We start from the raw sequence: 16,604 nt of genomic DNA, 5'->3' as shown, positions 1-16,604 counted from the left end.
AGATCAGAACGGCCCGGATTTAATCTCAGACACCCGCTGGCCGCTCTTATCAATGTAGTACCACTCCCCGCCGCTCAACGCGATATGTTCGCCTTCACGCTGCGGTTTGCACCCGATGCAGATCAGCGCTTTGCCGCCCTCAAACTGCGAAGCGTAATCATAGCGGGCGGCAATGCGGTTGCGGAAACTGTCATCCCAGTAGCCCACTTTGCCGTTCTGCGTTGAGCGCACCAGCCCCTCGACAAACCAGTCCGGCCCGTTATCGAAATGAATCACCGGCAAATACTCGTGCGCAGAACGCACATAATAATCCGCATCCTGCTCCCCCGCTCCACGGGTATAATTGTGCAGCCCGACCCACGACATGCCATCGACATCATGGGTTTTGGCAAATAGCGCGGGTAAAAATGCCAGCTTGCCATCTTTCAGTACGGCGCACTCATCCAGCGTTTTCACACTGTCAGTTTGTTTGTCCCAGTAGGAACATGCGTACGGCGGGTTTGGCGCAGCGTGGACAGCAAAAGCCGCCATCAGCAATGCCCCTGTCATGATGCGAAACACCATTTCCATTGACCTCGTCATAAAAAAAACCAGCGGCAGTCACCCCTGGCCATATTTTTCCAGTAATGCCTCGGCAATGGACTGGCTTTCGGCATCCGCAACGCCATTCCATAACCCCGGACGAAAATGCATCTGAAACGCCTCGATCACCCGTTTCTGCTGCGCAGGGGTCATTTCCGGTTTCACTTCGTAGCCGTAGCGCGCCAGCAAATCGAGCAGCGATGCCGTTTCAACCGGCTGATGGGGAGAACGACCATTCAGATAAAATGCCACCCTTGCCGCATCCGGCCAGGCGCCAATCCCCTGAGCGGCCAACGCCTGCCACGGGAATAACGGGCCGGGATCGTCTTTACGCTGCGGCGCGATATCGGCATGCGCCACCACGTTTTGCGGCGCGATGTTGTACCGCGCAATAATATCTTTTACCAGCGGAATCAATGCACTAATTTGCGCAGGGGCAAAAGGCGCAAAGGTTTTTCCGCCCGCGCTCCGTTGCCAGCCGCGGTTCTCTAACTCAATACCGATCGAGGTATCGTTGATGCGCGTCGCGCCGCGCCAGAAACTCACGCCCGCGTGCCAGGCGAGATCCTGCTCCGGCACCAGTTGCCAGATGCGCGGTTTCCCGTGGTACAGCGGCGGGCTGGCGGGCACCAGATAATGGGCGCTCACCTGCTTGTCGGTGAGCGTCGCCAGCGAGACATCAAAATCATCCGCCGTGTAATGAATCACCAGCACCTTGATACGCGGGTAAGCTGCCTGCGCCTGACGCCGCGTATCCAGCTGGTAGCCGTTTTTATCGATAATCCCTTTTTCACTCGCACAGCCAGCCAGAAGCAGCGCCAGCATTGCTAATGCATACTTTTTCATCGGCGCGTTTTAACCGCCGTACCGCTGACGCTTACCATTAGCATGCTACTGTCTTTGCCGACAGTTTCATAATCGATATCAATACCGACCACCGCATCTGCGCCGAGTTGCTGCGCCTGCTCGCCCAGTTCACGAAAGGCAATTTCCCGCGCTTTACGCAGCTCTTTCTCATAGGCACCAGAACGTCCGCCGACGATGTCGCGGATACCGGCAAAAAAATCACGGAAAATATTGGCGCCCAGAATCGCTTCGCCTGTCACAACGCCGCAGTACTCGGTAATCGGTTGTCCTTCAAGGGTCGGCGTGGTTGAAAATTGCATAAAGTTCTCCTTTTAAGTGCGCACGTTACGAGACACATTATCAGATCAATACACTATTCTTGAAAGGTCGTGTCTTCTGAAGAGAAATAAGGAAATCAATATGCGCTATTCAGTTTTGACTCTTGTAATGCCGTGCGCGCTGCTGCTGAGCGCCTGTACCACCGTAACCCCGGCCTATAAAGATATCGGTGCCCATAGCGGGCAGTGTGTGGAAGGCGGTCCGGACAGTGTTGCACAACAATTTTATGACTACCGCATCGCTCATCCGGGCAGTGACCTGACCGCATTGCGCCCATATCTTAGCGACGACCTGGCAAAAATGCTGAATAACGCCAGCCGCGATCCGCAAACCGCTGCGCTGCTTAAAACCGATCCCTTCTCCAGCCGCAGCGTTGCCGCCGATCATGCCGACGTCGCCAGCGCTTCCACCATTCCTAATAGCGATGCGCGGAATATTCCGCTGCGCGTCACGTTAAGCCAGGGCAGCCAGCGCTGGCAGGATGAAGTACTGATGATCCGCGAAGGCCAGTGCTGGGCGGTGGACGATGTCCGCTACCTGGGCGGCTCGGTACATGCGCCCGCCGGGACGCTGCGCCAGTCAGTGGAACATCGCTAACGGTTATGTGATAACCCCCGTAAATTGTCTGGCATTCCCTGGGGAATGCCGACATTTATGCCTGGTTCCCTCGCCGCCCGGTATTTTGTGCTAACTTTATCGCATAACCTGGTTTATTTTTAAGTTTTAACGCACAAATATTGCATAACTATTCTGTCAACGTTACTATTTGCGGCCTCAATTGCTATCAGACTGCTTCGATGAGTATTAAATTAAACAGCATCAATTGCTTTTATGGCGCACACCAGGCGCTCTTCGACATCACACTGGATTGCCCACAGGGTGAAACGCTGGTGCTGCTCGGCCCAAGCGGTGCGGGTAAAAGTTCGCTGTTGCGCGTACTCAACCTGCTCGAAATGCCGCGTTCCGGCCAGTTAAGCATTGCAGGCAACCATTTTGATTTTGCCAAAACCCCGTCAGATAAAGCGATTCGTGAATTGCGTCAGAACGTGGGTATGGTGTTCCAGCAATATAATCTTTGGCCGCATTTGACCGTGCAGCAAAACCTGATTGAAGCGCCGTGCCGCGTGCTCGGTTTAAGCAAAGATCAGGCGCTGGCGCGCGCCGAGAAGCTGCTGGAGCGTTTACGTCTTAAACCCTATAGCGATCGCTATCCGCTGCACCTGTCCGGCGGACAACAGCAGCGTGTCGCCATCGCCCGTGCGCTGATGATGGAGCCGAAGGTTCTGCTGTTTGATGAACCCACCGCCGCACTCGATCCGGAAATCACCGCGCAAATTGTCAGCATCATTCGCGAACTGTCGGAAACCGGCATTACGCAGGTCATCGTGACCCACGAAGTGGAAGTGGCGCGCAAAACCGCCAGCCGCGTGGTGTATATGGAAAACGGTCACATTGTTGAGCAAGGGGATGCCAGCTGCTTTGCCGCGCCGCAGACCGATGCGTTTAAATACTACCTATCTCACTGAAGACTCGGGAATAAAGACAATGAAAAAAGTACTGATTGCCGCACTACTTGCCAGCATCAGCCTTAGCGCTACAGCAGCCCAGACCATTCGTTTTGCGACGGAAGCGAGCTACCCTCCGTTTGAATCCACCGATGCCAACAACAAGATCGTCGGCTTTGATGTGGATCTGGCGAATGCGCTGTGTAAAGAGATCGATGCGACCTGTACCTTTACCAACCAGGCCTTTGACAGCCTGATTCCGAGCCTGAAATTCCGCCGTTTTGACGCGGTGATGGCCGGTATGGATATCACGCCAGAGCGTGAAAAACAGGTTCTGTTCACCACGCCGTACTACGATAACTCTGCGCTGTTCGTCGGCCAGCAGGGTAAATTCACCAGCATCGATCAGCTGAAAGGCAAACGTGTTGGCGTGCAGAACGGCACTACGCACCAGAAATTCATTAACGATAAACACCCGGAAATCACCACCGTACCTTACGACAGCTACCAGAATGCGCGTCTGGATCTGCAAAACGGCCGTATTGATGCTGTCTTTGGCGACACCGCAGTGGTAACCGAATGGCTGAAAGCCGATGCCAAACTGGCAGCGGTAGGCGATAAAGTGACGGACAAAGAGTACTTCGGTACCGGTCTGGGTATCGCCGTGCGCCAGGGCAACACGGAGTTGCAGCAGAAATTCAACGCTGCGCTGGAAAAAGTGAAGAAAGATGGGACTTACCAGGCCATCTACAGCAAATGGTTCCAGAAGTAATCCTTAATGAACGAAATGTTTCCATTAGCAAGCGCCGCCGGGATGACCGTCGGCCTTGCCGTTTGTGCGCTGCTCATCGGCCTGGTGCTGGCGATGATCTTTGCCGTATGGGAGTCCGTTAAGTGGCGTCCCATTGCATGGATCGGTACCGCGCTGGTCACGCTGCTGCGCGGCCTGCCAGAAATCCTCGTGGTGCTGTTTATCTATTTCGGCGCCTCGCAACTGCTACTGACGCTCTCTGATGGTTTCACCATCAATCTGGGCGTGGTGCAGATCCCGGTGCAGGTACAGATTGAAAACTTCGATGTCAGCCCGTTCCTGTGCGGCGTGATCGCGCTCTCTTTGCTCTATTCGGCTTACGCTTCGCAAACCCTGCGCGGTGCGTTAAAAGCGGTGCCGGATGGTCAGCGCGAATCCGGCCAGGCGCTCGGTCTGTCGAAAGGGGCGATCTTCTTCCGTCTGGTGATGCCGCAAATGTGGCGCCATGCGCTACCGGGTCTGGGTAACCAGTGGCTGGTACTGTTGAAAGATACCGCGCTGGTGTCGCTGATCAGCGTTAACGATCTGATGCTGCAAACCAAAAGCATTGCTACCCGTACCCAGGAGCCTTTCACCTGGTACATTGTGGCGGCGGCGATTTACCTGGTGATCACCCTGTTCAGCCAGTGGATCCTCAAACGCATTGACCTGCGTGCAACGCGCTTTGAACGGAGGCCGGGATAATGCTTGCCTATTTACCAGAGCTGTTTAAAGGCCTGCACACCAGCCTGACGCTGACCATCGCGTCACTGATTGTGGCGCTGATTCTGTCGCTGCTGTTTACTGTCATTCTGACGTTGAAAACGCCGGTGCTGACGCACATCGTACGCGCCTATATCACGCTGTTTACCGGTACGCCGCTGCTGGTGCAGATCTTCCTGATTTACTACGGCCCCGGTCAGTTTCCGTCGTTGCAGAACTATCCGTTTATCTGGCATCTGCTGTCGCAGCCGTGGCTGTGCGCGCTGCTGGCGCTGTCGCTGAACAGCGCGGCATATACCACGCAGCTGTTTTACGGCGCGATCCGCGCGATTCCGCAAGGCCAATGGCAATCCTGCGGCGCGCTGGGCATGAGCAAGAAAGACACGCTGGCGATCCTGCTGCCTTACGCTTTTAAACGCGCCCTTTCGTCCTATTCCAACGAAGTGGTGCTGGTGTTTAAAAGTACATCGCTGGCTTACACCATCACGCTGATGGAGGTGATGGGACACGGCCAGCTGCTGTACGGCCGCACCTATGACGTAATGGTGTTTGGCGCAGCCGGGTTGATTTATCTGGTGGTGAACGGTCTGTTAACGCTCATGATGCGTCTGATTGAACGCAAAGCGCTGGCTTTCGAACGCCGCAGCTAATTGCATAAATAATAATCAACGGCGAGATAATGCTTTAATTTCTCGCCTTTTTTATATTCAATAAAATATATTTAAGCATTTTTATTGCATATAAATTCAATTAGTGGCATCGTGAACGCCATGCTGAAGACACGGCAACAACAATAAGATTGATCGACAGGAGTTCGAAAATGAAAAAACTGATGCTGGCCGCCGCCCTGATCGCGACTTTCGCTGCGAGCGCCTCTGCTGCTGATAAAATCAATTTCGGCGTTTCCGCCACCTACCCGCCGTTTGAATCGCTGGACGCGAACAATAAAATCGTCGGTTTTGATATCGACCTGGCAAATGCGCTGTGCAAACAGATGCAGGCAGATTGCACCTTCACCAACCACGCGTTTGACAGCCTGATCCCGTCGCTGAAATTCAGAAAATATGATGCGGTGATCTCCGGTATGGATATTACGCCAGAGCGCGCCAAACAGGTCTCTTTCACCGATCCGTACTACGCAAACTCCGCCGTGGTAATTGCGAAAAAAGACGCGTTTAAATCTTTCGACGATTTGAAAGGCAAACGCATCGGCATGGAAAACGGCACCACACATCAGAAATATTTGCAGGATAAGCACCCGGAAGTGAAAACCGTGGCTTATGACAGCTACCAGAACGCGATTATCGACCTGAAAAATGGCCGTATCGACGGCGTATTTGGTGATACCGCCGTGGTTAATGAGTGGCTGAAAACCAATCCGCAGCTTGGCATTGCAACGCCGAAAGTGACCGATCCGCAATATTTCGGCACCGGTCTCGGCATCGCGGTTCGCCCGGAAAACAAGGCGCTGCTGGAAAAACTGAATACCGCCCTGAAAGCGATCAAAGCTGACGGTACGTACCAGAAAATCAGCGACCAGTGGTTCCCGCAGTAAATGCAGCCTTGTCCGGTAGCGTTGCGCTTACCGGGCGATAAAAAAGTCGCTTATGCGACTTTTTTTGTCCCTGCCTCACGGCGAGCAATAAAACTCGCCGCCGATTCAATCCGGCTCAGCTCTTCCTGGGCTCGCATATCGTTCTCTACTTCCCATAAATCGACGGCCGCTTGCAGGTTGAGCCAGAAATCAGCGGATGTGTCAAACGCTTTGGCGAGACGAAAGGCCATCTCCGCCGTCAGCCGCCGGTTGTTATTAACCAACGCACTGACGGAGTTACGATGCACATGCAATATCTCCGCCAGCTCGTTAATCCTGAGCTCCAGAGGTTCCAGGTACTCATACAGCAGGATGTCGCCCACCGTTGTTGGCTTTCTGGTCGCCTGTTTCATGTTAAATCCTTAGCGTTATGGCTCAATAGATGTGCGGATCCAGATAGAGGTCATCCGCCTTTCCGTTAACCCATCTGAAAATTAACCGAGCAGTTTCCCCGACAACTCTTCATAGCGATTGCCCGGTGGCGAACGAAGATCACGGTGCGACGTCGCGGCATTAATGGTATCCAGCTTGCGGGCCAGCGTAGTGTGAATATCGGCCGGAATTTTCCGGTGCGGCGTGGTGTGATGAAAGAATTCATCAAGCCATGCATCCCGAAAATATCTGATGCTTATTTTCTTTGGCATTGCAGCCTCCCTGCCGCGTTCATACCAATGATACTATTGCACACCCGCACTGTGCACAAGTGCTTTTACATTTTAACCAACAGCGTCAACACCTCGTAATGCGCGGTGTGCGGGAACATATCAAACAATTGCACGCGTTCGATGCGATAGCCTGGAAGCTGTCGAATATCTTTCGCCATCGACTGTGCATTACAGCTTGAATAGACGATAAAAGGCGGCGCCATACGGCTTAAGTAGTTGCATAATTCCGCCCCGATGCCGCGTCGCGGTGGGTTAACCAGCACCAGATCCGGCACGTCCTGTTGCGCAGTGGCGAACTGCGTGGAATCGAGCGCCTGAAAATGCAGATTGTGCAATCCCAGCACCTGCGCCGACTGCGTTGCGCAGGCGATCGCTTCCGGGGCAATCTCAATGCCGGTCAGCCGCATTTCAGGTGTAGCGCAGTGCAGACCAAAACCACCGACGCCGCAGAACAGATCCCACATATGCGCGACCGGTAAAGCGCGTACCCAGTCACGGGCAGTGGCGTACAGCGCGCTGGCGACAACCGGATTGGTCTGGAAGAAACTTTGCGGGCGGATCCACAGCGGCACACCATTGAAATTTTCCGCCAGCGCCTGCTGTTCGGTGAGGAAAATCTCCGTCTCCCCTTCCATGATCGCCATATGCACCGGCTGGATATTTACCGAAATGACCTTTAGCTGCGGTAATTGCGCCTGCAACCACGGCAGCGCGGCGCGCAGTTGCGCCAGTTTGGCTTCGGAACGCAATACAAAACGCAGCATCATGCCGCCATCCTGCTGGCTTTCGGTCAGCAGCAGGTATTTCAGTTCGCCGCGCTTGCGCGCCACGTTGTAAGGCGTCAACCCCGCGCGGGCAATAAAGGGTTTAAGCGCAGCAAAAACCGGGGCAAAAGCGTCGGGATAGAGTGGGCAATCAGTGAGATCCTCCGGCGTACCGTCACGATGCAGCATACCAAGCAGCGGTTTTTCTACGCTGCCGCTGACCACCATTTTGGCTTTATTGCGAAACCCCTGTTCCGGGCCGCTCACCGGCGTGCGCCACTCTGCAACCGGCAACCCCGCCAGCAGGTGATGGAGATCGTCCATCTTCGCGGTAAGCTGGGTGGCAAGCGGTTGTTCGATCCACTGACAGGAGCGACAGCGACCAGCATCGTAGAGAGCGCACTGCATAATAAAGCCTTTCGTTTTGCGGGGCCGGGATTGTACCACCGTTATTGCAGGCGGAAAAAGCGTCGGCTGGGTGCGGGGATAAACAGCAGGAACAGCACCAGCATATCGGGCAGTTTTTGCAGCATCAGCGAATGGAAAATCTCCCGGCGCGAACCACCGGCAATACTGAACAGCTCCGGATAACCATAACCAAGCGAGGCGGCCCACAAATAGCCGGTGGCAATAAGCTGCGTCAGAAGATAGAGCCAGCGCGCCCAGTTGTGGCCTTTCACCACCGAAAACGCACAGAGGATCTCGATAAATACCAGCAACAGGCTGCCGAGAAAAATCAGCGTCAGCGCCCAGGTCTGTGCGCTGCGCTGGACAAAATCGATAATACCGCGCCCGCCCAGTACATTGAGCACCATCAGCACATCGACACAGCGAATAGTGATGATGGCAATAGCCGCCACCTGCACCATCGCGGGTACATTCGGTTTCGCGTGATGAGTGGTTTTCTTAAAGAAGCCCAATCCGGTGATTTCCCTGTGAAAAAATGCCGCGACAAGCGCGGCATCAGCGACACAATTTTCCGATTTTAATGAGAATGATCTTGTCTTGCACGCTGGATATCACGAATCCGCTGCTTTTCCGTGCGCGCCATCAGATACCAGGCGATTAAACCAACAATCCCGACCACGCCGAGGATCAGCGTCGCCAGTGCGTTGATTTCGGGGTTCACCCCCATACGCACGCTGGAGAAGACCAGCATCGGCAGCGTCGTTGCGCCCGGTCCGGAGACAAAACTGGCGATCACCAGATCATCCAGCGACAGCGTAAAGGCCAGTAGCCAGCCGGAAATCACCGCAGGCATGATCATCGGCAACGTAATGACAAAGAAGACTTTCAGCGGCGTGGCGCCCAGATCCATCGCCGCCTCTTCAATCGAGCGATCGAGTTCACGCAGGCGAGAGGAGATCACCACCGCCACATAAGCCGTACAGAACGTGACGTGCGCCAGCCAGATGGTTAACATCCCGCGATCCGAAGGCCAGCCAATCGCATGCCCGAGCGCGACAAACAGCAGCAGCAGCGACAGACCGGTAATCACATCCGGCATCACCAGCGGTGCGGTGATCATAAAGGCGAAACCGTTGGAGCCACGGAAGCGGCCAAAACGCACCATCACAACAGCGGCGATGGTGCCGAGGATCGCCGCCATCGTGGCAGCACAGGCGGCAATGGTCAGGCTTAAGCCCACCGCGCTCATCATCGCATCATCGTGGAACAGTTCGCCGTACCAGCGCGTTGACCAGCCTGCCCATACCGTGACCAGCTTCGAACTGTTGAACGAGTAGATCACCAGCATCAGCATCGGCGCATACAGGAATGAGAACCCGAGCACCAGGATCAGGATGCGCCACGGCGATCGCACTACCGGTAAGTTGTTCATGCGTGATCCTCCGCCTGTTTCTGCTGATGTTTGTGGAACCACATGATCGGCACAATCAGCAACAACAGCATGATCACCGCCACCGCAGAGGCCACCGGCCAGTCGCGGTTATTAAAGAACTCCTGCCACAGCACGCGCCCAATCATGATGCTGTCCGGGCCGCCAAGCAGTTCCGGGATCACAAACTCCCCTACCGCCGGGATAAACACCAGCATCGACCCGGCGATAATCCCGCCTTTGGTCAGCGGCACAATCACACTGAAGAAGGTTTTCAGCGGCCGCGCGCCGAGATCCAGCGAGGCTTCCACCAGCGAATAGTCGATACGCGTTAACGCGGTATAAATCGGCAGCACCATAAACGGCAGATAGGCGTAAACGATGCCAATATAGACCGCCAGGTTGGTGTGCAGAATGTTCAGCGGCTGATCGATAACGCCCAGCCACATCAGGACGTTATTCAGCACGCCGTTGCTTTTCAAAATGCCCATCCACGCGTACACGCGGATCAGAAACGACGTCCACGACGGCAGAATCACCAACAACAGCAGAATATTGCGCGTTGACGGCTTACTGTGCGCCACTGCCCAGGCCAGCGGATAGCCGAGCAGCAAACAGCACAGCGTGGAAATCGCCGCCACTTCCAGCGATTGCAGATACGCCTCGATATAGAGCGGATCGTCGGTCAGTTGCAGGAAGTTGCCGATATTCAGCGTGACCGTAAGCTGGCTGTCGGCCCACTCAATCAGATCGGTATACGGCGGGATCTGGCGCGCCATCTCCGCAAGGCTGATTTTGAAGACAATCAAAAACGGCAGCAGAAACAGCAAAATAAGCCAGATATAGGGCAGCGCAATCACCAGCTTGCGCCCGTGACGCATCTGCATACGCGCCAGCCACAGTGTTATACCGCCCGGTTTTTCAACGCGGGCCGGCGGCTCCAGTGTACTCATCACCGCTCCTTAAACCGTCAGAACCACACAACTATCGGCATCCCAACAGAGACGAACTTCGTCGCCCCAGGTTGGCGCGCCTTTACGGTAGCGATGCGCGTTTTGCAACTGGGCGCTGATCATCTGCCCGCTTTGCACACGCACGTGATAAATAGAGAGGTCGCCAAGGTAGGCAATATGCACCACTTCGCCGACGGCAAAGTTGTAGCCATCGGCTGGCGGCTCATCGCAGAGCATGATTTTTTCCGGGCGCAGCGCCACGTACACCGGCACGTTGTCCACCACCGAAGCATCCGCATCGACCTTCAGCGGATGCACCAGCCCCGGAGACTCGATCACCAGGCCATCATCCTGACGCGCTTTCAGCAGCCCTTCGAAGACATTGACCGAGCCGATAAATTCAGCGCTGTAGCGGGTGGTCGGATGCTCGTAAATCTCTTCCGGCTCGCCAATTTGCACAAATTTACCGCGGTTCATGATGGCGATACGGCCAGCCATGGTCATCGCCTCTTCCTGATCGTGCGTGACCATCACGCAGGTCACGCCGACGCGCTCGAGGATATCCACCACTTCCAGTTGCATACGGTCACGCAGTTTTTTATCCAGTGCGCCCATCGGTTCATCCAGCAGCAGCAGTTTCGGGCGTTTCGCCAGGCTGCGCGCCAGCGCCACGCGCTGACGTTGCCCGCCGGAAAGCTGATGAGGCTTACGTTTGGCGAACTCGCTCATATGCACCAGATTGAGCATCTCCGCCACGCGGCTGGCAATTTCCGCTTTCGGCAACTTGTCCTGTTTCAGTCCAAACGCGATATTCTGTTCAACCGTCATGTGCGGGAACAGGGCATAAGACTGAAACATCATATTGATGGGGCGCAGATACGGCGGCACGTGCGCCAGATCGACGCCGTCGAGCATAATTTGCCCCTGCGTTGGCTGCTCAAAACCGGCCAGCATACGCAGCAAGGTCGATTTGCCGCAGCCGGACGCGCCGAGCAGAGCAAAAATTTCGCCTTTGTAAATAGTGAGGCTGACATCATCAACGGCATGCTGGCCGTCAAACGATTTGGTCAGATTGCGGATTTCAAGCAGCGGCGTCAGATCCTTGCGGCTCTTCGCCTGTGGGCGGGGAATAGCGTCGTTCAATCCAGTGCTCTCCGGCATAAACATCACCCTGTTTCAACAGGTTGACTTACAAATGGCTGAACAGAGGCGCAGTACCTCTGTTCAGCTTTGGGGCAATTGCACCATATTGGTGCGCTCTAATCACCAGTCAGGTAATTGATTTACTTGCCGCTTTTAACTTTAGTCCATGCGCGGGTTCTTACGCGGTCAATCTTCGGATCCTGGACTTTCAGCGTAAACAGCTTGGCGAAGACATCCGGCGGCGGGAAGATTGCCGGGTTGTTACGCACTTCTTCGCTGATCAGTGGAACAGAGGCTTTGTTGCCGTTCGCGTAGAACACGTGATCGCTGATATGGGCAATCACATCCGGGCGCATCAGATAGTTAAGGAACTGATAAGCCTCATCTTTATTTTTCGCATCGGCAGGCATCGCGAAGACGTCAAAGAACGCCAGCGCACCCTCTTTCGGAATGGTGTAGGTCACGTTGACGCCGTTTTTCGCTTCTTTCGCGCGGTTAGCGGCCTGCCATACGTCCCCAGCCCAACCAATCGCCACGCAGATGTCGCCGTTAGCCAGATCGTTGATGTACTGCGAAGAGTGGAAATAACGGATATTCGGACGCAGCTTCAGCAGCAAATCCGTTGCCGGGCCGGTGTAATCATCCGCTTTGTTGCTGTTCGGATCTTTGCCGAGGTAGTTCAGCACGGTGGCAAAAATCTCTTCCGGCGCATCGAGGAAAGAGACGCCGCAGCTTTTCAGTTTTTCCAGGTTTTCCGGCTTCAGCACCAGATCCCAACTGTTCACCGGCGCGTCTTTGCCCAGTGCGGCTTTAACTTTATCGATGTTATAACCAATACCGGTGGTCGCCCACAGGTACGGCATGGCGTATTTGTTGTCCGGGTCATGCTTGGCAACCATCTTCAGCACGTCCGGATCGAGGTTTTTCCAGTTTGGCAGCTTGCTCTTATCCAGCGGCTGAAACACACCGGCAGCCAGCTGGCGCTCAAGGAAGCTTGCCGACGGCACCACCAGGTCGAAGCCGGTGCTGCCCGCCATCAGTTTGCCTTCCAGCACTTCGTTGGAGTCAAACACGTCATAAACGACTTTAATACCGGTTTCTTTTTCGAAATTTGCGACGGTGTCCGGCGCAATATAATCAGACCAGTTGTAAACATGCAGCGTCTTTTGCTCGGCTGCGAGCGTGCTGGCAGAGACAGCCATCAACGCACCCGCGACAAGACCTGATACCCATTTTTTGCTCAAGGCGGTCATATCTCATTCCTTCTGGAAAAGCCCGTTAACATACGAACCAAATGTACGCATTTTAAGGTATGCAAGAATCATGCATATTTTGTCACTCTGCACAGCCTCGGAGGAGAAAACTCTTCCGGCAGACACCGCATGCTGTTGTAAGCAGCGCAAGAATAACTGTAGCCAGGGTTTGAGGCTATAGGTCAGATTAAAAAACGCGGTTTATCAATTTTTTATGCAGGATCTGTCTATGGGATAAGCCTTCACCGCCGGAATTGCGGTGAATAGTTCTTTAAAGAAAGGTTAAAAGCAGAATAAAAATATTTATTTTGCAGCCGCGCTGGCAGCGACTGCATGAATTGCGGCAAAGAGTCAGTGGAGAAAATTGCGCGTTGCGTCACCCTCGACGGACTCTTCCTCGCCTTCTGTCGCAAGAAACAGCAGCTGGTGCGCGTTGGCTTCCATAATCACCATGGAAATCTGCTCCTCGCTCTGGCGCATAAACCAGGCGAACTGCTCGAAGGTGACGCCCGGCCCAACGCATAAAGACTGGCATACCACCAGCTTCGGCAGATTATCATCCTGAATATCGAGAAACGCTTTTACGGTCAACGAACTGGCGTTAATGGCAGAGAGATCCGCTGCCAGCGCCAGCAGCGCCGAAGGTTTAACTTCCGCCATCGCCGTAAACAGCATGATGTCATTAACCAGGTCGAGTTTCGCATCGAACACGCCATCAAAATTTTGCATATGCGGCAGGTGCAGCGCCTGACAGTTATCACACTCAAAAAAAGTGATGCCCAGTTCGTCGAGCCAGTGACGAAGCGTGTCCAGACCAGGAACGACGAGTGAATCCATAACGTAATACTCTCTTACTGAAAAAATTGTCCATAGCTTACGCAAAAAGCACGGCAGGCACCATTAATAGCGCAGGAAAATGCCCTAGCCGCCTGTTTTCAGGCTAAATCCAGGGGTTGCCTGACGCTCAATCCACTGGATCATCCGCCCGGCAATATCGATGCCGGTAGCCTTTTCGATGCCTTCCAGCCCCGGCGACGCGTTCACTTCCATCACCAGCGGCCCGCGATTGGCGCGCAGAATATCCACGCCCGCCACATCCAGCCCCAGCGTATGCGCAGCCGCCAGCGCGATTTCGCGTTCGCGCGGCGTAATGTTGGCGACAGTCGCCTGCCCGCCGCGGTGCAGGTTGGAGCGAAAATCCCCCTCTTTCGCCCGGCGTTCAATGGCCGCAACCACTTCATTGCCGACAACAAGACAGCGGACATCGCACCCTTTGGCTTCGGCGATAAACTCCTGCACCAGGATATGCGCATTCAGGCCGCGAAACGCGTCAATCACGCTTTCTGCCGCCTGGCGAGTTTCCGCCAGCACCACGCCGATTCCCTGCGTGCCCTCCACCAGCTTGACCACCAGCGGCGCGCCGCCGACCATATCGATCAGATCGCTGGTGTCATCCGGCGAATGCGCAATGCCGGTCACCGGTAAATCGATCCCCTGGCGCGCCAGCAGTTGCAGTGAGCGCAGTTTATCTCTGGCGCGGGTAATGGCGACGGATTCATTGAGCGGATAGCTGCCCAGAATTTCAAACTGGCGCAACGCAGCCGTACCGTAAAAGGTAATGGCGGAGCCAATGCGTGGGATCACCGCATCAAAATGCGGGAGCTGACGGCCTTTATAGTGAATGGACGATGCCGCAGGGCTGATATTCATGTAACAGGAGAGTGGATCGAAAATTTCGACCAGATGGCCGCGCTGCGTTGCCGCTTCGCGCAGGCGTTTACATGAATAGAGCGTTCCGTCCCGGGACAATATGGCAATTCTCACCCTGCACCTCGCTAAAAAAGAGCCGTTAAAGCCCGCGTATCATACACGCAGCAAAGAGCAGGATGAACGGGAATTAGCGTGTTGCCCATCCCTGTTTATGCAAATAGTCGAGAATAAAAGGACGATTCTCTTTAATCAGCGTGCGACGGATATGATCGCTCCACGTATCGCGGCGCGTATTGCTGCCACGCGTCAGATAGTAGTTAGCGATCTCTTCGTCATACTGCGCCAGCACATCGCGATCCAGCGGCTGATAATAGTTTTCATGCACCAGCAGCGATGCCGGCATCCGCGGTTTTAAACCCGGGTCGTCCGCCGGCCAACCAAGGCACAGGCCAAACAGCGGCAGCACATGTTTTGGCACCTGTAACAGTTCACCCACTGCTTCAATATTGTTACGAATACCGCCGATATAAACACCGCCGAGCCCCAGAGATTCCGCCGCCGTAAAGGCGTTTTGCGCCATCAGCGCGGTATCTACCACACCCAGCAGCAGTTGTTCCGCAAGACCGGGTTTCGCTTCCGGGCTGATTTCAAAGTTACGATGGAAATCCGCGCAGAACACCCAGAACTCAGCCGCCTGAGCGACATGCTGCTGCCCGCCGGTCAATGCCACCAGTTGTTCACGCATCGCCCTATCGGTTATGCGAATAATCGAGCTGCACTGTAAAAAGCTGGAGCTGGAGGTCGCCTGCGCGCTGGCGATGATCGCGTCACGCTGCTCCTGCGTGACAGGTTGATCGGTAAAGTGGCGAATGGAACGATGGGCGCACAGCAAGTCAATCGTTGGTGTCATGATGAATAATCCCCGTAGAAACAAGACCCCGAGTATAGGACAGAGATGCAGGATCGCAGTAAACCGAAATTGTCCTGAAAGGTTGCAGAGATTAATGCAACAGGCAGAACCTGCTTTCCATCAGGCCAGGGTTTGGTCATGATAGCGGCCATTAACCTTCAGGTTTAAGGAGAGAGTATGTTTGCTGTAATTTTTGGCCGCCCGGGCTGCCCGTACTGCGTGCGCGCAAAAGAGCTGGCAGAAAAACTGACCGCTGAACGTGATGATTTCAACTATCGCTATGTCGATATTCACGCGGAAGGGATTACGAAAGCCGATCTGGAAAAAACCGTCGGCAAACCGGTAGAAACCGTACCGCAGATTTTCCTCGACCAGCAACACATTGGCGGCTGCACTGATTTTGAAGCCTGGGCCAAACAGCATTTCGGCCTGTTTGCATAACGGCCCGACGCCCGCCCCCATTTCCGGGGGCGTTTAGTGCCTGAACACCCTGCCCACAAACAGACACGCCAGACCGCCAATCCCACACCAGAACATCGCGCTGAACAGCCAGGCCAGCTCCTGCCAGACCGATCGCGACGGCAGCAGAAACAGATGAATCAGTACATAGCAGAACGGTAGCGCCAGCAGCGCCCCCAGCAGCGCAATCACCACTCGGCGACGGCGAGCAACAAGGCCGCTGGCAATACCGGGCAATATAAAAAACAACAAACCTGTTGCGGGTTTACCAGAGCCGGGTAAATCCCCTTTCATGCTAACGACCAAAGAAAGGCATACCGCAATAAAGAGTAGAAAACTGCAAATAACACCGAGCCGACGTCGCCTGAGCTTCAAACAATCCTCCTGACTCTCTATCACATACCCGTTTGTTCAAAAGAATGTCCGGACAGATAAAGGGTGACGGCAATCCATACCTGAAATGGCCTGGCCGTAAACACGCGATTCTCACTAGCCGTTGTAATCTAATCCGATTAAACTATCGCCCTGTTT

Annotated in this window: 21 protein-coding genes and 1 pseudogene; 7 read left to right on the top strand and 15 right to left on the bottom strand. The window is 54.6% G+C overall.

Annotation, left to right across the window (positions count from 1 at the left end; genetic code table 11):
• Nucleotides 1-3: 3 nt before the first annotated feature.
• The 3 genes from C0557_RS07890 to C0557_RS07880 are packed head-to-tail and all read right to left on the bottom strand — an operon-like array spanning nucleotide 4 to nucleotide 1,748.
• Nucleotides 4-582, bottom strand: a complete 579-nt coding sequence (locus tag C0557_RS07890; RefSeq protein WP_253073796.1) for a hypothetical protein — start codon at nucleotides 580-582, stop codon at nucleotides 4-6.
• An 18-nt stretch (nucleotides 583-600) separates the two neighbouring features.
• Complete coding sequence (locus tag C0557_RS07885) at nucleotides 601-1,428, bottom strand: N-acetylmuramoyl-L-alanine amidase (protein WP_208658070.1); 828 nt, start codon at nucleotides 1,426-1,428, stop codon at nucleotides 601-603.
• Nucleotides 1,425-1,748, bottom strand: a complete 324-nt coding sequence (locus C0557_RS07880; protein WP_208658069.1) for a heavy metal-binding domain-containing protein — start codon at nucleotides 1,746-1,748, stop codon at nucleotides 1,425-1,427. Before C0557_RS07880 ends, C0557_RS07885 begins: the two co-directional genes overlap by 4 nt.
• Before the next feature lie 100 nt (nucleotides 1,749-1,848).
• On the opposite strand from C0557_RS07880, the gene C0557_RS07875 reads away from it, so the two are divergent.
• From C0557_RS07875 to artJ, 6 genes are all read left to right on the top strand, one after another.
• Nucleotides 1,849-2,364, top strand: coding sequence for a lipoprotein (locus tag C0557_RS07875; RefSeq protein WP_208658068.1), 516 nt, complete (start codon nucleotides 1,849-1,851; stop codon nucleotides 2,362-2,364).
• 200 nt (nucleotides 2,365-2,564) lie between these two features.
• Nucleotides 2,565-3,293 carry an arginine ABC transporter ATP-binding protein ArtP gene (gene artP, locus C0557_RS07870; protein ID WP_208658067.1) on the top strand — a complete coding sequence of 243 codons (729 nt, stop codon included), beginning with the start codon at nucleotides 2,565-2,567 and terminating at the stop codon, nucleotides 3,291-3,293.
• Between the two features lie 19 nt (nucleotides 3,294-3,312).
• Nucleotides 3,313-4,044: an arginine ABC transporter substrate-binding protein ArtI gene (artI, locus tag C0557_RS07865; RefSeq protein WP_035885879.1), complete on the top strand. Its 732-nt coding sequence runs from the start codon at nucleotides 3,313-3,315 to the stop codon at nucleotides 4,042-4,044.
• A 6-nt stretch (nucleotides 4,045-4,050) separates the two neighbouring features.
• A complete protein-coding gene (artQ, locus tag C0557_RS07860; RefSeq protein WP_007374099.1) occupies nucleotides 4,051-4,767 on the top strand; it encodes an arginine ABC transporter permease ArtQ in 717 nt (238 codons plus the stop codon).
• Nucleotides 4,767-5,435 (top strand): arginine ABC transporter permease ArtM, encoded by a 669-nt coding sequence (artM, locus tag C0557_RS07855; protein WP_208658066.1) that lies wholly within the window; start codon nucleotides 4,767-4,769, stop codon nucleotides 5,433-5,435. The genes artQ and artM overlap by 1 nt, the downstream gene beginning before the upstream one ends.
• 170 nt (nucleotides 5,436-5,605) lie before the next feature.
• Nucleotides 5,606-6,340 carry an arginine ABC transporter substrate-binding protein ArtJ gene (artJ, locus tag C0557_RS07850; protein ID WP_074775551.1) on the top strand — a complete coding sequence of 245 codons (735 nt, stop codon included), beginning with the start codon at nucleotides 5,606-5,608 and terminating at the stop codon, nucleotides 6,338-6,340.
• Between the two features lie 50 nt (nucleotides 6,341-6,390).
• Here the strand turns inward: artJ and C0557_RS07845 are convergent, their stop codons facing one another.
• From C0557_RS07845 to nfsA, 11 genes and pseudogenes are all read right to left on the bottom strand, one after another.
• Nucleotides 6,391-6,732 (bottom strand): HigA family addiction module antitoxin, encoded by a 342-nt coding sequence (locus tag C0557_RS07845; protein ID WP_208658065.1) that lies wholly within the window; start codon nucleotides 6,730-6,732, stop codon nucleotides 6,391-6,393.
• A gap of 22 nt (nucleotides 6,733-6,754) precedes the next feature.
• A pseudogene (locus C0557_RS27580) lies at nucleotides 6,755-7,023 on the bottom strand (type II toxin-antitoxin system RelE/ParE family toxin).
• Nucleotides 7,024-7,088: 65 nt separating this feature from the next.
• The gene (gene rlmC, locus C0557_RS07835; RefSeq protein ID WP_208658064.1) at nucleotides 7,089-8,216 is read right to left on the bottom strand and encodes a 23S rRNA (uracil(747)-C(5))-methyltransferase RlmC; all 1,128 of its coding nucleotides are present in this window, start codon (nucleotides 8,214-8,216) and stop codon (nucleotides 7,089-7,091) included.
• 41 nt (nucleotides 8,217-8,257) lie between these two features.
• Nucleotides 8,258-8,677: a YbjO family protein gene (locus C0557_RS07830; RefSeq protein ID WP_208662836.1), complete on the bottom strand. Its 420-nt coding sequence runs from the start codon at nucleotides 8,675-8,677 to the stop codon at nucleotides 8,258-8,260.
• Between the two features lie 116 nt (nucleotides 8,678-8,793).
• Nucleotides 8,794-9,648, bottom strand: a complete 855-nt coding sequence (gene potI / locus C0557_RS07825) for a putrescine ABC transporter permease PotI (RefSeq protein ID WP_007374092.1) — start codon at nucleotides 9,646-9,648, stop codon at nucleotides 8,794-8,796.
• Entirely contained in the window at nucleotides 9,645-10,598 is a 954-nt protein-coding gene (potH, locus tag C0557_RS07820; RefSeq protein ID WP_074775543.1) for a putrescine ABC transporter permease PotH, read from the bottom strand. The genes potI and potH overlap by 4 nt, the downstream gene beginning before the upstream one ends.
• Before the next feature lie 9 nt (nucleotides 10,599-10,607).
• Nucleotides 10,608-11,741 carry a putrescine ABC transporter ATP-binding subunit PotG gene (gene potG / locus C0557_RS07815; RefSeq protein ID WP_208662834.1) on the bottom strand — a complete coding sequence of 378 codons (1,134 nt, stop codon included), beginning with the start codon at nucleotides 11,739-11,741 and terminating at the stop codon, nucleotides 10,608-10,610.
• 140 nt (nucleotides 11,742-11,881) lie between these two features.
• Nucleotides 11,882-12,994 (bottom strand): spermidine/putrescine ABC transporter substrate-binding protein PotF, encoded by a 1,113-nt coding sequence (potF, locus tag C0557_RS07810; protein ID WP_043954086.1) that lies wholly within the window; start codon nucleotides 12,992-12,994, stop codon nucleotides 11,882-11,884.
• 351 nt (nucleotides 12,995-13,345) lie between these two features.
• Nucleotides 13,346-13,831, bottom strand: coding sequence for a YbjN domain-containing protein (locus C0557_RS07805; protein WP_208658063.1), 486 nt, complete (start codon nucleotides 13,829-13,831; stop codon nucleotides 13,346-13,348).
• A gap of 84 nt (nucleotides 13,832-13,915) precedes the next feature.
• The gene (rimK, locus tag C0557_RS07800) at nucleotides 13,916-14,818 is read right to left on the bottom strand and encodes a 30S ribosomal protein S6--L-glutamate ligase (RefSeq protein ID WP_074775539.1); all 903 of its coding nucleotides are present in this window, start codon (nucleotides 14,816-14,818) and stop codon (nucleotides 13,916-13,918) included.
• Nucleotides 14,819-14,891: 73 nt separating this feature from the next.
• Nucleotides 14,892-15,614 carry an oxygen-insensitive NADPH nitroreductase gene (nfsA, locus tag C0557_RS07795; protein WP_208658062.1) on the bottom strand — a complete coding sequence of 241 codons (723 nt, stop codon included), beginning with the start codon at nucleotides 15,612-15,614 and terminating at the stop codon, nucleotides 14,892-14,894.
• A 177-nt stretch (nucleotides 15,615-15,791) separates the two neighbouring features.
• On the opposite strand from nfsA, the gene C0557_RS07790 reads away from it, so the two are divergent.
• Nucleotides 15,792-16,055, top strand: a complete 264-nt coding sequence (locus tag C0557_RS07790) for a GrxA family glutaredoxin (RefSeq protein WP_208658061.1) — start codon at nucleotides 15,792-15,794, stop codon at nucleotides 16,053-16,055.
• A 33-nt stretch (nucleotides 16,056-16,088) separates the two neighbouring features.
• Here the strand turns inward: C0557_RS07790 and ybjM are convergent, their stop codons facing one another.
• The gene (gene ybjM / locus C0557_RS07785) at nucleotides 16,089-16,448 is read right to left on the bottom strand and encodes an inner membrane protein YbjM (protein ID WP_208658060.1); all 360 of its coding nucleotides are present in this window, start codon (nucleotides 16,446-16,448) and stop codon (nucleotides 16,089-16,091) included.
• Nucleotides 16,449-16,604 lie beyond the last annotated feature (156 nt).

This window comes from Kosakonia sp. MUSA4 (assembly GCF_013085925.1).
GTDB lineage: Bacteria > Pseudomonadota > Gammaproteobacteria > Enterobacterales > Enterobacteriaceae > Kosakonia > Kosakonia sacchari_B.
This window is presented reverse-complemented; position numbering and strand designations above follow the sequence as displayed.